13 protein-coding genes are annotated in these 15628 nt (G+C 45.4%); 8 read left to right on the top strand and 5 right to left on the bottom strand.

From position 1 onward, the window contains the following. The first annotated feature begins 202 nt into the window (after nucleotides 1-202). Together HHK01_RS02120 and HHK01_RS02125 are read left to right on the top strand one after the other, a co-directional pair. Nucleotides 203-2386: a DNA topoisomerase III gene (locus HHK01_RS02120; RefSeq protein WP_170006218.1), complete on the top strand. Its 2184-nt coding sequence runs from the start codon at nucleotides 203-205 to the stop codon at nucleotides 2384-2386. A gap of 151 nt (nucleotides 2387-2537) precedes the next feature. Beyond that, nucleotides 2538-3401: a CvfB family protein gene (locus tag HHK01_RS02125; RefSeq protein ID WP_228027623.1), complete on the top strand. Its 864-nt coding sequence runs from the start codon at nucleotides 2538-2540 to the stop codon at nucleotides 3399-3401. 48 nt (nucleotides 3402-3449) lie between these two features. On the opposite strand, the gene HHK01_RS02130 is transcribed toward HHK01_RS02125, so the two are convergent. The 3 genes from HHK01_RS02130 to HHK01_RS02140 all read right to left on the bottom strand — a co-directional run bounded on the left by HHK01_RS02130 (nucleotide 3450) and on the right by HHK01_RS02140 (nucleotide 6406). Next, nucleotides 3450-4607 carry an MFS transporter gene (locus HHK01_RS02130; RefSeq protein WP_170008619.1) on the bottom strand — a complete coding sequence of 386 codons (1158 nt, stop codon included), beginning with the start codon at nucleotides 4605-4607 and terminating at the stop codon, nucleotides 3450-3452. A gap of 261 nt (nucleotides 4608-4868) precedes the next feature. Then, complete coding sequence (locus HHK01_RS02135; RefSeq protein ID WP_170006219.1) at nucleotides 4869-5102, bottom strand: hypothetical protein; 234 nt, start codon at nucleotides 5100-5102, stop codon at nucleotides 4869-4871. Between the two features lie 65 nt (nucleotides 5103-5167). Further along, complete coding sequence (locus tag HHK01_RS02140; protein WP_170006220.1) at nucleotides 5168-6406, bottom strand: MFS transporter; 1239 nt, start codon at nucleotides 6404-6406, stop codon at nucleotides 5168-5170. Nucleotides 6407-6700: 294 nt separating this feature from the next. Here HHK01_RS02140 and hutP point away from each other — a divergent pair, with 294 nt between their 5' ends. The 5 genes from hutP to HHK01_RS02165 all read left to right on the top strand — a co-directional run bounded on the left by hutP (nucleotide 6701) and on the right by HHK01_RS02165 (nucleotide 12797). Then, a complete protein-coding gene (gene hutP / locus HHK01_RS02145; RefSeq protein WP_170006221.1) occupies nucleotides 6701-7144 on the top strand; it encodes a histidine utilization transcription antiterminator HutP in 444 nt (147 codons plus the stop codon). 127 nt (nucleotides 7145-7271) lie between these two features. After that, nucleotides 7272-8777: a histidine ammonia-lyase gene (gene hutH, locus HHK01_RS02150; protein ID WP_170006222.1), complete on the top strand. Its 1506-nt coding sequence runs from the start codon at nucleotides 7272-7274 to the stop codon at nucleotides 8775-8777. Then, nucleotides 8774-10441 (top strand): urocanate hydratase, encoded by a 1668-nt coding sequence (hutU, locus tag HHK01_RS02155; RefSeq protein ID WP_170006223.1) that lies wholly within the window; start codon nucleotides 8774-8776, stop codon nucleotides 10439-10441. The genes hutH and hutU overlap by 4 nt, the downstream gene beginning before the upstream one ends. 158 nt (nucleotides 10442-10599) lie before the next feature. Beyond that, a complete protein-coding gene (gene hutI / locus HHK01_RS02160) occupies nucleotides 10600-11808 on the top strand; it encodes an imidazolonepropionase (protein ID WP_407646948.1) in 1209 nt (402 codons plus the stop codon). After that, entirely contained in the window at nucleotides 11808-12797 is a 990-nt protein-coding gene (locus tag HHK01_RS02165; RefSeq protein ID WP_170008620.1) for an agmatinase family protein, read from the top strand. Before hutI ends, HHK01_RS02165 begins: the two co-directional genes overlap by 1 nt. A gap of 163 nt (nucleotides 12798-12960) precedes the next feature. Here HHK01_RS02165 and HHK01_RS02170 read toward each other — a convergent pair whose 3' ends face one another. Beyond that, a complete protein-coding gene (locus tag HHK01_RS02170) occupies nucleotides 12961-13257 on the bottom strand; it encodes a transketolase C-terminal domain-containing protein (RefSeq protein ID WP_228027624.1) in 297 nt (98 codons plus the stop codon). Between the two features lie 118 nt (nucleotides 13258-13375). Between HHK01_RS02170 and HHK01_RS02175 the strand changes: the two genes are divergently transcribed. Next, nucleotides 13376-13675: a coiled-coil domain-containing protein gene (locus HHK01_RS02175; protein ID WP_170005846.1), complete on the top strand. Its 300-nt coding sequence runs from the start codon at nucleotides 13376-13378 to the stop codon at nucleotides 13673-13675. 308 nt (nucleotides 13676-13983) lie between these two features. On the opposite strand, the gene HHK01_RS02180 is transcribed toward HHK01_RS02175, so the two are convergent. Beyond that, the gene (locus HHK01_RS02180) at nucleotides 13984-15603 is read right to left on the bottom strand and encodes an ABC-F family ATP-binding cassette domain-containing protein (protein WP_170006226.1); all 1620 of its coding nucleotides are present in this window, start codon (nucleotides 15601-15603) and stop codon (nucleotides 13984-13986) included. Nucleotides 15604-15628: the final 25 nt, after the last annotated feature.

Genomic DNA, 15628 nt, shown 5'->3' on the forward strand with positions numbered 1-15628 from the left:
CTATTTAACTTTTGATGAGAAAATTCCGTTGTTTTACCAAATGATGTGACAGGACAAAGAATAAGTAACAAATCTACTCCCTTCGCACCGATGTCTTATAAAAAAGACTTCCGGTGCTTTTTATTTGAAAGGATGTTGTGTGCTTCGTACCGACAGAACATGGTATGCTACAAATAGTATACATTTTGAAAGGACTGTCTTCATGAGTAAACGTTTAGTATTAGCAGAAAAGCCATCTGTCGGAAGAGACATTGCCCGTGTATTGAACTGTCAGCGCAAAGGGAACGGCTTTTTCGAGGGTGACAAATATATCGTGACGTGGGCACTCGGTCATCTTGTGACGTTAGCTGAGCCTGAAGTATATGGGGATCAATATAAATCCTGGCGTATCGAGGATCTACCGATGCTGCCATCTCCGTTAAAGCTTGTCGTGATAAAACAAACGGGCAAGCAATACAGTGCTGTGAAAGCGCAAATGAACAGAAAAGACGTGCAAGAGATCATTATCGCAACTGATGCGGGGCGTGAGGGAGAACTTGTAGCACGATGGATACTTGAAAAAGCACGTATCAACAAGCCTATTAAAAGATTGTGGATTTCATCTGTAACAGATAAGGCGATTCTCGACGGGTTTGCCAACTTAAAAAGTGGGAAGGCGTACGAAAATTTATATGCGTCTGCTGTTGCGCGATCTGAAGCGGACTGGTACGTGGGGATTAATGCGACGCGTGCGCTCACGACAAAATACAACGCCCAACTTTCTTGTGGACGTGTGCAAACCCCAACTCTCGCCATGATTGCTGAGCGCGAGGCAGAAATCAAGAACTTTAAACTAAAGTCGTACTTCGGGATGCTCGCCGCAACGGACAAGCTGAAGCTAACGTGGCAGGATGCGAAATCAAAAAGTACGAGAACATTTGATCAAGGGAAGATCGATCAACTCACTCGCCAGCTGCAAAACAAAAAAGCGACGATCACAGACATTCATAAAGTAAACAAAAAGAGTTTTGCTCCACAGCTGTATGACTTGACGGAGCTTCAGCGAGAGGCAAATAACAAGTTTGATTACTCGGCAAAAGAGACACTAGGGCTCATGCAGAAGCTGTACGAGCAACATAAGCTTGTCACGTACCCGCGTACAGATTCACGCTACTTATCAACTGATATGGTAGACACGTTAAAGGATCGGGTTGAAGCATGTCGCGTCCAGCCGTATGCAAAAATAGCATCAAAACTCGTATCATCGCCAATTCAAGCGAAAAAATCTTTCGTCGATAATAGCAAAGTATCCGATCACCACGCAATTATCCCGACAGAGCAACGGGCAAATTTGCAATCGTTAAGTAACAAGGAAAGAAATATATACGATCTGATTGTGAAGCGGTTTTTAGCAGTGTTGTATCCAGCTTTTGAGTATGAACAAACGACAGTCCACGCGAAAATTGGTGAGGAGTTGTTCACAGCAAAAGGGAAAACAGTCCTCGCAGCGGGTTGGAAAGAGGTTTATGGAGAGGTTGTTTCTAACGATGAGGAAGACGTGGATGATCAGCTCCTACCGAACATGATCAAAGGCGAATCTCTTCACGTGACATCACTCACCCAAACATCTGGCGAGACGAAGCCACCGAAACGATTTAACGAAGGATCTCTGCTGTCAGCAATGGAAAACCCTGCAAAATTCATGCAAGGAGAAAGCAAAGATCTTATTCAAACGATCGGTAAAACAGGTGGTCTTGGAACAGTGGCGACAAGAGCAGACATTATCGAAAAGCTCTTCAACAGCTTCTTGATTGAGCAAAAAGGCAAAGAGATCTTCATTACAAACAAAGGAAAGCAGTTGCTAGACCTCGTTCCTGAGGATTTGAAATCGCCGGCCCTTACCGCAGAATGGGAGCAAAAACTGGAGCAAATCGCAAAAGGCACTCTCCAACAAAAAGCATTTATTGCAGAGATGAAAACGTACACGAAAACAGCCGTGAACGAAATTAAAGACAGCAAAGCTAGATTCAAACACGATAATGTAACGGGAACGAAATGCCCTGACTGTGGGAAGCTCATGCTTGAAGTAAAAGGCAAGAAGGGGAAAATGCTCGTTTGCCAGGATCGTGAATGTGGACACCGGAAAAACATTGCGAAAACGACAAATGCCCGCTGCCCGAACTGCCGTAAAAAACTAGAGCTCGTAGGAGAAGGCGAAGGGCAGCTATTCGTTTGCAAATGCGGCCATCGCGAAAAGCTTTCTTCTTTCAACGAGCGACGTAAAAAGAACCAGCACAAAAATGTGTCGAAGCGTGAAGTGAACCAGTATATGAAGAGGCAGGACAAAGAAGAGCCGATTAATACGGCCTTGGCTGATGCTTTAGCGAAGTTAAAGTTGGATAAATAAATGAGTTGCAAAAACAAGGTACGGCGTACGGAACAGGCCGTACCTTGCACTTGAGTACGATTAGAAAAGAGCTGTGTGCGCATTTTAAATAAAGAATAGAAAATTCGTCTAAAGGGGTTCAGCTAATAAATAAAGGAGGCAATTATACATAGTGAACAATCTACAACCAGGAACAGTCATGTCCCTATCGGTTGACCGTGAAGTCCCGTTTGGTTATTTCTTAACAGACGGTAGAGATAGTGTGTTACTTCATCAGTCGGAAATCGTAGGGGAAGTAGGTTTAGATGAAGAGGTGGACGTTTTTTTATTTCAGGACAAAGAGGGTCGATTAGCCGCGACGATGAATGTGCCAGATGTCCAAGTAGGGCGTAACGGATGGGCGGAAGTAGTCGGGGTACAAAGAGGACTAGGCGTGTTCGTAAATATCGGAGTGATGAAAGACATTTTGATCTCTCCGGACGATCTCCCTATTTATCAGGAAATCTGGCCTGCGGAAGGCGACAAGCTGTACATGTCGTTGAAGGCTGATCGTAATGGTCTACTGTACGGAAAGATTGCGACGGAGCAGGTCATTGAGCAAATTACGACAAAGGCGCCTGCCGATATGAAAAATAAAGATATCAAGGGTCGGGTGTACCGCTTGCTAAGAGTAGGCACCTTTTTGCTCACGGAAGAAGGATACCGTTGCTTTGTGCATGAAAGCGAGCGACCAAAGGAGCCGCGTTTAGGAGCTTTAGTTGACGGGCGAGTCATCGATGTAAAAGATGATGGCTCGTTGAACGTATCGTTGTTCCCTAGAAAACAAGAAAAGATGGATGACGACTCCCAAAAAATTATTGCCTACCTTGAAAAAAGAAACGGCTCCATGCCATACGGGGATAAAAGTCATCCCGATGAAATTCAAAGAAGGTTTGGCATGAGCAAAGCTGCCTTCAAGCGTGCATTAGGGAAGCTCATGAAAGAGAGAAAAATACGCCAAGAGGACGGCTGGACGTACTCAGCTGATAAAAAGTAACAACAAAAAGAGGCACAAAACCAATGACGGTCTGTGCCTCTTTTGTAATTAGGAAGCCGTTTGCTCTCTGGAAACCGCTGTTTTCCCTTTTCGTCCTTCCATCATCGTCATCACGAATGCAACGATAAGGAACACGCTGGAAATTTGAAATAACGTACCAGTATCAACGTATTGGGCGATGACACCAAATACGAGGCCACTCAAGCCGATACCAAGGTCAATGGATGAAAAGAACATGCCGTTAGCGACTCCGCGACGATTCGCTGGAGTTTTGGACAGTGTCCAGGATTGAAGCGTCGGGATTAGAGAACCGAACCCTATTCCAAACAACATACCAGCAATTGCGATAAACAAGTTTGAATAAGCAAAGGAAAGCACCCACATCCCGATGAAGGTTAGCACGATACAGATCAGCACTAGACCTCGTGGGCCTCTTTGGTCAAACCATTTTCCTGCGATTGGTCTAAATAGCGAAGCCATAATCGCGTTAAATAAGTAGAATAGGAAAATTTGATCAATGCCGCGCTCTTCACCGAAAATGACGATAAAAGTCACGATCGAACCGTATCCAAACGTGATGATGATCGTAACGAATGCAGGATACCAGCTTGATTTCTCTATTAAAGATCCGAGGTAAGAGAATTTCAACTCTTCTTTTTTTGTGTTTTTCACCACTTCAGGTGTGTGATAGTGTACGGTTGCTAGTAGAACTACCGCTATCACGCTTAAAGCACTAGAAATATAAATCAGATTTGTAAAGGTTGTAGTCTGGAATAAATAGATTCCTAGACTTGGGGCAATAATCATACCTAGTGTAATGGAAAGACCAAAGTAACCCATACCTTCACCTAGTCTGGAGTTCGGGACAACATCGACGGCCGCTGTTCCATTCACTGTTGTTGACCATCCCCATGCAAGCCCGTGAACAAATCGGAAAAGTAGGAAGATCACAACGACCTGCGACAATGGATAAATGACGGTGATAAGTAAAAGTAAAACAACGCCTATTAATACGAGCGGTTTTCGAGTCTTGTATTCTAGCATAAAACCAATAAACGGACGGATGAGAATCGCACCAATGGAAAATAACGACGTGACCAAACCGATTTCTAAACCAGAAGCCCCTAGAGATTGAATGTATGGGGGCAAGGTCGGAATGAGCATTTGAAATGACATAAAGACAAATAAGTTTCCAACCATCAGCATAATAAACGACTTTGTCCATAACGGTTCCTTATTTGTTTGAACCAAAGTATATCCCTTCTTTCATACGACTAAAAACAAAAATGAATCCTCTTTGTCAGAAGATCCATCACGTGGACACACCTTGCCCTAAGAATAATATTTCGAATTACTAAATACTATCACATCAAGAGGGAAAAGGGAATGTGAATTTATTCCCGGTTTGCTTGTGTAAGGTCCTGGAAATGAACCCCAGACCTTATCTATCAAAACCAATACATACTGTTATTCTTTCGCAGGTTTACCTCCAATAAAATCGTTTATTTTCTTTAACTCATTTTCCTTCATCTTATTGTTTGTTGCCTGAGATATGTGGAACGGATCTTCATCACCACTTGGGTCCGTTTTGTCTTCAATATAAATGCCCATCTGTTTTCCTGTCGCGTCGTTATGAACGTTTTCGTACTCGCCGTCCGGATGTGGTGTCGTTTCTACATGCAAATTCCTTTTATCATCCATATGATCATCTCCTTGTACTTAAGATGTGATGTTGAGAAAAAAACTATTCTTTCGTAATGAGTTAATTACGTGTTTACACTTGGAGTTTCCGCATAATAGGAAACCTTTTTTCGTTGAAAGGTCAAAATCGCTAATACTATTGTGACGAGTAACATGATAATTGACCAAATAATGAATACGACTCTAACCGAGCTGATTTCTCCCGCCAATCCAATTCCTAATGTGGAAGCGATTTGCACGACGGCTAGGCACGTGCCCATGACGCTACCAAAGCGACCCATAATTTGCGTTGGAACATGCTGCTGATAAAATGTCGTCATCCCGGTGCTAGCAAAAGCCATAAAAAACGCGAGTAACATGAAGGAAAGGATAGCGGTTATAAACGAGGTGGAGATCGAGAACAACACATAGCCGACTGCTGTCATGAACGTTCCCACCCCAAGTAGAAGTCGGAGTGACAAAAGGTGAACGATCGCACTGTTCAAAATAGACCCAGCTAAATATCCTATTCCCGTAAGACTCACCAACAAACCGTACTCGCTATCTGATAATGAAAGGACTTGTTGAGAGAAGACGACTTCCTGCGAATCCAACCCAAGAGCAAGGACAAACGTGAGCTGAAACAATGCATAAATCCACACGACGTAAGGGGCTTGGCGCACAAATATTCCGCCCCGACTCCAATCCGATACAATGGTTTGAAGAGAGAACCGTGTACCTATAGTCTCGTCATTAGAAGTCGCGCTCAGGCTTGGTAACAAATATAGAATGAAAGCCGCGATCAAAAAGGATCCTGCATTGATGAAAATAGCCACGTCAATTGGGCCGAGCAAAAGCAGCACACCAGCTAATGCAGGGCCAATGATAAAGGCACCAGACGTTAACAAATGATGAATTGAATTAAATCTTTTTCGCTGTTCACTTGGAACGAGCAACGTAACATACGTCATCGAGGTCGGCATAAAAATGTGACTGGCTACTCCTAGAACAAAAGTGACTCCGTACACTGCCCAGATGTTCGGCATAAAAGGAATGGTGATGATTAACAGTGCCCGCGCAACATCAAGCACGATCATCAAGCGCCGGTTATCAAGACGGTCAATCAAGCTTCCAGCCCATAATCCTGTAAGCATGCCAGCGATTGGCTTGATCAAATACAATCCGGCAACAGCTAATGGTGACTCAGTCATTTGCAGTACTAAAAGATTGATGGCAATTAAATAAATCCAATCCCCTAAACTTGAAATACCGATTCCGCTTAGTAATAATGTCGGTTGCCGCCACCGACTGGTTGTAGTATTCATGCAGGCTACCTCTTTTCTTGTACAGATTTAATATGAAGTACGCGTGCCTCCGCCAACAGGATGTTGGTGCTTCTGCGTTGCGCTAAGGACGGCGCGTTCTTAGCAGAAGTTCCTATTTATTAAGTGCCTGGCTCGCCCATTAGAGCTCCGAAATCCAGCATAAAAGCAGTTTACCCATTCTCAAGCTCAACTCTCCTTGACTTCCTCAAATGAATGCGCATACAATGATTGTAAGATAATTTAGTCATTAGTGGTAAGTTTACTAGTATCCTATTGTGAAAGAGTTGTGACAGTATGGCTTTATCGAAGGAACGGCGAATTGGTCAGCGTGCGATTCTTCTTTTGCTTCACGATGATCAAGGTGAAGAGGAGCAGTTGCTTACGCAGCTAGGGTGGAGAGCTTGTACGGGGAAAGTCGGCTCGATGGAAGCCCATAAAGTGGTAGCTGCAATTGAAACGGCTGCGAAGAAGAATGACCTTATTCAAGCTGAGTTGTATCGTGAATCTCATGCCTTGTACCATGCCATTATCGAAGCGCTTCATGGAGTAACGCGAGGTCAAGTGCAATTAGGATCTGTGTTAAGAACGGTTGGTTTGAAGTTTGCCGTAATACGCGGAAATCCTTACGATGACGAGCGGGAAGGTGATTGGTTGGCGGTATCTCTGTACGGCACAATCGGAGCACCCGTGAAAGGCTTGGAGCATGAAACGATTGGATTAGGAATCAATCATATTTAAATAACTGCCCATAGTAATTAGACATTAGGGGGCTATACAAACGAAATCAGTACGATTTCGTGGTATAGTTCCCTTTTTTATTTGTCCTTTACTTTGGTAAAGCATCTACAGAGAGGAGAACAATAACATGGTGACATTGACAGGCGAGCGTCTTTCCCTTACTGAAGCGAGCCGAATTTTATTTGCCGGGGAAGATGTGCAAATTTCCCCAGAGAGTATGAAGAAGGTGGAAGAGAGTCGACAGGCAGTAGAAGACATTGTACGCGACGGCAAAGTGGTGTATGGGATTACGACTGGATTCGGCAAGTTTAGTGATGTGTTCATTCAAAAGGATGATGTAGAGGCACTCCAGCTACATCTCATTCATTCGCATGCGTGCGGGGTCGGGGAGCCGTTTCCTGAAATCGTTTCGCGGGCGATGGTCCTATTGCGGGCAAACGCTCTGCTCAAAGGATATTCTGGTGTGCGGCCGGTCGTCATTGAGCGTCTTGTTGATCTACTTCACGCTCGCATTCATCCGGTTATCCCGCAGCAAGGATCGTTAGGAGCAAGTGGGGATTTAGCGCCACTATCCCATTTGGCGCTAGTCCTCCTTGGTGAGGGAGAAGTATTTTACAAAGGAGAGCAAGTGCCGTCGTTGCAAGCACTTGTCAAAGAGGGGATCACGCCACTCACATTAACCGCAAAAGAAGGATTGGCACTCATTAACGGCACGCAAGCGATGACCGCCATGGGAGTAGTTGCCTACTTAGAAGCAGAAAAGCTCGCCCACCAATCTGAAGTGATCGCGTCGATGACGATGGAAGGGCTGCAAGGCATTATTGATGCGTTCGATGAAGACATTCACCTTGCTCGTGGCTACCGGGAGCAGGTGGAGGTGGCCGAGCGATTCCGATCGTATTTGTCTGATAGTCAGCTGACAACAAGGCAAGGGGAGATACGAGTACAAGACGCGTACTCGTTACGGTGTATTCCACAAGTACACGGTGCTACGTGGCAGGCTTTAAACTACGTAAAAGAAAAATTGGAGATTGAGATGAATGCGGCGACGGATAACCCACTACTATTTGATAAAGGGAATAAAGTCATTTCGTGTGGAAACTTTCATGGACAGCCGATTGCGTTTGCGATGGACTTCTTGAAAATTGCGGTCGCCGAGCTCGCTAATATTTCAGAGCGCAGAATCGAACGACTAGTGAACCCGCAGTTGAGTGATCTTCCTCCGTTCCTCAGTCCGCAGCCTGGTTTGCAGTCAGGGGCGATGATTATGCAGTACGTGGCAGCATCTCTCGTGTCTGAAAACAAAACGTTAGCGCATCCAGCTAGTGTAGACTCGATTCCTTCATCAGCCAATCAAGAGGATCACGTCAGTATGGGGACGATAGGGTCGAGACACGCGTATCAAATTATCGGTAACGTGCGCAGAGTACTCGCGATTGAAGCGATTTGTGCAATGACGGCTGCGCAGTTCCGAGGGGTAGAGAAAATGGCTTCTGCGACAAGGGATTTCTACACATCGGCTAGAAACATTGTACCGCCAATCACAGTAGACCGGATTTTCTCTACAGACATAGAAGTGATGACCGACTGGTTGAAGGAAAGTGAATTAAAACAAAGGGAGATGAAAATATGACAGTTCAAAAAAGAGTCGTTCAAGCAAAAAGAGGTACGGAGTTAGAGTGTAAAGGTTGGGAGCAAGAAGCGGTTTTACGCATGCTTCGGAACAATTTGGATCCGGAAGTAGCTGAAAAGCCAGAAGACCTCATCGTGTACGGTGGGATCGGTAAGGCAGCTCGCAATTGGGAAAGCTACGATGCGATTGTGCGGTCACTGAAGGCGCTCGAAGCCGATGAAACTTTGCTCATTCAGTCAGGGAAGCCGGTTGGGAAGTTCCGAACGCATTCCCAAGCACCACGCGTATTGTTATCCAATTCTGTTCTTGTACCGAAGTGGGCAAACTGGGAGCACTTTCATCAGCTTGAAAAAGAAGGGTTGATGATGTACGGACAAATGACAGCGGGTAGCTGGATTTACATCGGGACACAAGGAATCTTGCAAGGAACCTATGAAACGTTTGCTGCCCTTGCCAAGAAGCACTTCAATGATAGTTTGCAAGGTACATTGACACTCACTGCTGGACTTGGGGGCATGGGTGGTGCTCAGCCACTAGCGGTTACGATGAATGGTGGTGTCGTTCTCGTCGTCGAGGTAGATCGCGAACGGATTCAAAAAAGGTTGGACACAAAGTATTGTGACCGGATGACAGAATCGTTGGACGAAGCTCTCAAGTGGGCTGAGGATGCGAAAACAAAAGGGGAGGCGCTTTCCATTGCACTTCTTGGCAATGCCGCTGAGGTTCATCACGAAATCATTAAACGCGGTGTGAAAATCGATATCGTAACCGACCAAACGTCAGCACACGACCCCCTGCACGGCTACATTCCTGAAGGATACACGTTGCAAGCAGCAAATGAGTTGCGAAGCGAAAACCCAACAGCGTACGTGACCTTGTCTAAGCAGAGCATGAGAATGCACGTTGAAGCAATGTTGGAATTTCAAAAACGTGGGTCCATCGTATTTGATTATGGAAACAACATTCGTCAAGTAGCAAAGGATGAAGGACTCGAAGACGCGTTTGCATTTCCGGGGTTCGTTCCAGCTTATATTCGCCCGCTCTTTTGCGAAGGTAAAGGACCGTTCCGTTGGGTAGCGCTCTCTGGTGATCCGGAAGATATTTATCGAACAGACCGATTAATTAAAGAATTGTTTCCTGAAAACGAGCAGCTTTGTCGTTGGATTGACATGGCACAGGAAAAAGTGTCCTTCCAAGGCTTGCCTTCCCGCATTTGTTGGTTAGGATATGGCGAACGTCAAAAGATGGGACTCGCGATCAATGAGCTCGTGCGGAATGGAGAGTTGAAAGCACCGATCGTCATTGGACGTGATCATTTGGATTGCGGATCTGTGGCTTCACCAAATCGAGAAACCGAGGCCATGTTGGACGGCAGTGACGCAGTCGGGGACTGGGCGATTTTGAACGCGCTAGTGAACACATCAGCCGGAGCAAGCTGGGTATCCGTGCATCATGGTGGCGGGGTCGGTATGGGCTATTCTCTTCACGCAGGAATGGTCGTCGTGGCAGACGGAACAGATCTCGCTGAGGAGCGCCTTGAACGTGTACTCACAACAGACCCAGGCATGGGCATCATTCGTCACGCTGATGCAGGGTATGAGTTGGCAGAGAATGTTGCAAAGGAGAAGGGCGTCGACATTCCGATGAGAGAGAATTGGGAATAGATAACCAGGATTTGCGCACAATCGACAAAGTTTCGCGCGCAATCGACAAAGTTTCGCGCACAATCGACACGGTTTCGCGCAAAAAATAATGAAATGGAGCTGTTTACGTGGTACAAAAGGTAGATGTATTGTTTGGAAATATAGGTCAGCTACTGACGATGGAGTCGAACGGGATCAGAGCGGGAAAGGCGATGCAAGAGTTGCCTGTTCTTGAGAACGCAGTTGTTGGCGTGGCAGATGGAAAAATTGCCTATATAGGAGCAGATGCGAGCATCCCAGCTGATCGGGTCATAGACTGCGAAGGTAGACTCGTCACACCAGGATTAGTGGACCCGCACACGCATGTCGTATTCGGCGGTTCCCGCGAGCATGAGCTATCTTTGAAGTTACAAGGAGTACCGTACTTAGAGATTTTACAACGTGGTGGAGGTATTCATTCGACGGTAGAGGCGACACGGATAGCGAGGAAAGAAGCTTTGTACAAGAAGGCTGCTTTCCACTTAGATCGCATGCTTTCTCATGGAACGACGACTGTAGAAGCGAAAAGTGGGTATGGACTTGAGATAGACACAGAGCGTAAGCAATTAGAGGTAGTGAAAGAGCTCCAGGAACAGCACGCGATGAGTATTGTGTCGACGTTTTTAGGTGCACACGCCATCCCAGCTTCACACAAGGAAAATCCGGATGCTTTTTTGGATGAAATGCTCAACATGCTGGACGCAATCAAGGAAGAAAACTTAGCTGAGTTTGTCGACATTTTCACAGAAACAGGCGTGTTCACCGTGGCACAATCCCGACGTTACTTGCAAAGGGCGAAGGAAAAAGGGTTCGGCATCAAGATTCATGCTGACGAGATTGATCCGTTAGGTGGCACAGAATTAGCTGCAGAGCTTGGGGCAATCTCAGCAGATCATTTAGTTGGAGCTTCTGACAAAGGCATTAAAGATTTAGCCGAGTCCGGAACGATTGCGGTCCTTTTACCGGGAACTATTTTTTATCTAAATAAGGAGTCATTTGCAAGAGCAAGAAAGATGCTGGATGATGGGGTAGCGGTTGCGCTCGCGACAGACTTTAACCCGGGAAGCTCGCCGACTGAAAACTTGCAGCTCATTATGTCATTAGCAGCTCTCAAAATGAACATGACACCAGAGGAAATTTGGAATGCGGTAACGGTCAATGCTGCTCATGCGATTGGTCGCGGACATGAGGCAGGGCAGCTTATTGTAGGGCGCCAGGCGGATTTAGTTGTTTGGAATGCGCCGAATTATATGTACATTCCGTATCATTACGGGGTAAATCATGTGCACACCGTCGTGAAGGGCGGTCGCATTGTGGCAGAAGCGGCTGGTAAGGGGCTGTCATTTTGATGAAGTATCCATACCCTTTCTTGACGCCACCTCCTTTCCAGTGGACAAAACCCATAGAAGGGACCGAACCGAAAGTACACGAATGGGTGCAAACAATTGCTAGTGATGAGGTGGACTGGGCTACTTACGATGTAGCTATCCTTGGTGTTCCGTTGTCACGCTCGTCCATTAGCGCTTCGGCAGCGAGTGAGCATCCTCTTGCTTTTCGGCGTGCGTGGTCATCGTTTACAACGTATAACCTAGATGAAGAAGTAGATCTTGCGGATGTGCGTGTAGTGGATGTAGGCGATGTTCGTCAGCATGTGACTGATATACAAGCTTGCCATCAAAACATTCGAGAAGCGATGGTCGCAATGCAAACGCACCATCCTCACGTGCTGCCGATTATGATCGGGGGGGATCACTCGATTACTGCGATGCTAGTGAAGGGATGGCAGGATGTTCATGAAGGGCGCATCGGTATTTTGCAGTTGGATACTCACTTTGATCTACGTGACCTACGCGATCAAGGACCGAGCAATGGGACACCGGTTCGAAACTTGATCGAAAATGGCGTAGTCAAAGGTGAAGACGTATACAACATTGGACTCCACGGTTTCTTTAATGCACGCTCATTGAAAGAAACTGCCGACGAAATGGGAGTTCATTACGTCACAATGAAGCAAGCGAGAAAACAGGGTATTGAACAGACAATTAAAACCGCTTTACATGATCTTTCACAAAAGGTAGACACCATTTACCTTACAGTAGACATGGATGTATTAGATATCAGTTTTGGGCCCGGTGCGCCAGCCGCGACACCGGGGGGCATGTATACCGACGAATTGTTTGAGGCTGTCCGTTTGGTGGGGAAATGTGACAAGGTAAGAGCGATGGATATCGTATGCCTAGATCCAGTGAAGGATGTGGCGCAGGCAACGGTGAAGGCAGGGGTGCATGTGTTTTTGTCGTTTTTGACGGGGTATAAACAACGAATTCAGCCAACGTGAAAATTATACACTACCAAAAGTGCCGAACTTTGCTAAGCACCTTGCAAAGTTCGCACACCTTTTAAAGGGGAAATACCTGGAGTAAAGAGGAAGATCCAACGTTCAAAGGGACGAATCCCCAATTCAAGGGACGAACCCCACGTTCAAAGGACTAATCAGCACTTCATTCATTGAGCAATTGCTTCGCCGCACCCACTATGTCTACTGCGCGAAGTTTGTACTGGGATTGTAAATAATCTGCGTTTCCGACCTGACCAAATTGTTCGTGAACACCGATTCTTTTAATCGGTACAGGGCATTTTTCTCCAAGCACTTCTGATACGGCGGAACCGAGTCCACCGATGACATTGTGGTTTTCGGCTGTGATAATACGACCTGTTGCGCGCGCCACCTGTGTGATCAGTTCTTTGTCTATCGGTTTTAAAGAATAAGTTAAGAATAGTAGAATGTATGCAGACATAACGCTAGAATGCTCGGGAAGTAGGTGACTCAATTTTCTTACTAAATATAGGCAAGAAGGATAGGCAGGTAAAAGGAATTTTGCTATACTAGGGTGTATAGAAAGGAGGTTCACCCACATGGAAATGGAAAAGCTGTTATACAAAATTCTTGAAAAAGTCACGCAGATTGAGCAAAAAGTAGATAGTATTGACCAAAGGCTCGTTAAAGTTGAGCAACGGTTGGATAAAGTTGAGCAACGGCTGGATAAAGTTGAGCAACGGTTGGATAAAGTTGAGCAACGGCTGGATAAACTTGAAAAACAATACGACCGCCTTGAAAAGAAAGTTGATGCTATCTACATTCAAGTTGGCAGAAACACTGAATTCCTCACAGACCACACACGCCGTTTTGCCCGCATGAAAGAAGCCCTTTCTTAAGTTCTTCGTTTATTTACTTTCATGAACGCCCTCTTTCATTCTTTGAAAGGGGGTATTTTCCTGCTACAGAAGTTGGTGTGGTACTTATCATGACAATAGCAACCACTTTAGGTGATGGTTGTCAGTTCCATATGCACCGCTTCTACCTATGTAAATAGCCCAACTTCTGATCAAAGAAGTCGGGCTGTTATTATGATAATGTACGTGGTTTATCCATTAAACATCTCGAATTATCGATCAAATGTCCCGATTTATCCATCAAAACCCCGAGCTTATCCTTCAAATCCAGATCGTACCGGTTTCATATATTACACATATAAAGCTTCACGTTGCTTCTGAACACCTGCATCAGCCAAATACTCATCATACGACATTTGTTTATCAATAATACCGTTGGGTGTGATTTCAATGATGCGGTTGGCAATCGTTTGAATGAATTGGTGGTCGTGCGATGTAAAGAGAATTGCACCTTTGTAGCTGACCAGTCCGTTATTCAAAGCTGTGATCGACTCCAGATCCAGGTGATTCGTTGGGTCATCTAGCAATAATACGTTGGAACCACTTAGCATCATTTTCGACAGCATACAGCGGACTTTTTCGCCACCGGAAAGGACGGTTGGCTTTTTCAACACATCTTCGCCAGAGAAAAGCATTCTGCCGAGGAATCCACGCAGGAAACTTTCACTTTGATCGTTTGGTGAGTATTGTCTAAGCCAATCGACGAGGGTCATGTCCCCGTTTTCAAAGTACTTCGAGTTGTCCTTTGGGAAGTACGCTTGCTTCGTTGTCACGCCCCATTTATATGTTCCTTCGTCTGCCTTGGTTTCTTCCATGAGTGTTTTAAAAAGGGTTGTAACGGCCAATTCATCTTTACCAACAAATGCAATTTTGTCGCCTTTGTTCATTGTAAAGCTGATGTTGTCGAGTACTTTTTCACCAACTACAGCTTTGGAGAGACCTTCAACACGTAATAAATCGTTGCCGATATCCCGTTCCATAGAGAATTGTACAAATGGATAGCGGCGGGAAGAAGGTTGGATATCGTCAAGAGTAATTTTTTCGAGTAACTTTTTACGAGATGTTGCCTGTTTAGATTTTGATGCATTTGCACTGAATCGTGCCACAAACTCTTGGAGCTCTTTAATTTTTTCTTCCTTTTTCTTGTTATCATCTTGCGCCATTCTTTGGGCAAGCTGACTTGATTCGTACCAGAAGTCGTAGTTTCCGACGTACAATTGAATTTTGGCAAAGTCGAGATCGGCCATGTGCGTACACACTTGGTTTAGGAAGTGACGGTCATGGGAGACGACGATGACCGTGTTCTCAAAGTTGATCAAAAATTCCTCTAGCCATTGAATCGCGTGTAGGTCTAAATGGTTCGTCGGCTCGTCCAGTAGTAGAATGTCTGGTTTGCCGAACAATGCTTGTGCAAGTAGTACTTTCACTTTGTCAGAACCAGTTAACTCGGACATCAACTTCGTGTGGAGGTCTTCCCCGATGCCTAGTCCTTTCAAAAGGATCGCCGCTTCAGATTCTGCTTCCCAACCATTCAGTTCGGCAAACTCTCCCTCGAGTTCTGCTGCGCGAATGCCGTCTTCATCGGTGAAGTCACTCTTCATATAAATCGCATCTTTTTCCTGCATTACTTCATAAAGACGCGCGTGCCCCATAATGACAGTTTTCAGCACTTCAAATTCCTCATATTCAAAGTGATTTTGCTTTAAAATGGCCAAACGTTCACCTGGTGTGATGTGGACGTCTCCCGTTTGTCCTTCAATTTCACCAGACAAAATCTTCAGGAACGTCGACTTTCCAGCCCCATTGGCACCAATTAATCCGTAACAGTTGCCTGGGGTAAATTTAATATTCACGTCTTCGAACAATTTTCGGTCACCGTAACGAAGACTTACATTGCTAACCGTAATCATATTTGCATTTCTCCTTCAAAAAAGC

Origin of the sequence: Bacillus fonticola (assembly GCF_012955605.1) — a bacterium.
In the GTDB taxonomy this organism is placed as follows: Bacteria; Bacillota; Bacilli; order Bacillales; family JC228; genus Bacillus_CG; species Bacillus_CG fonticola.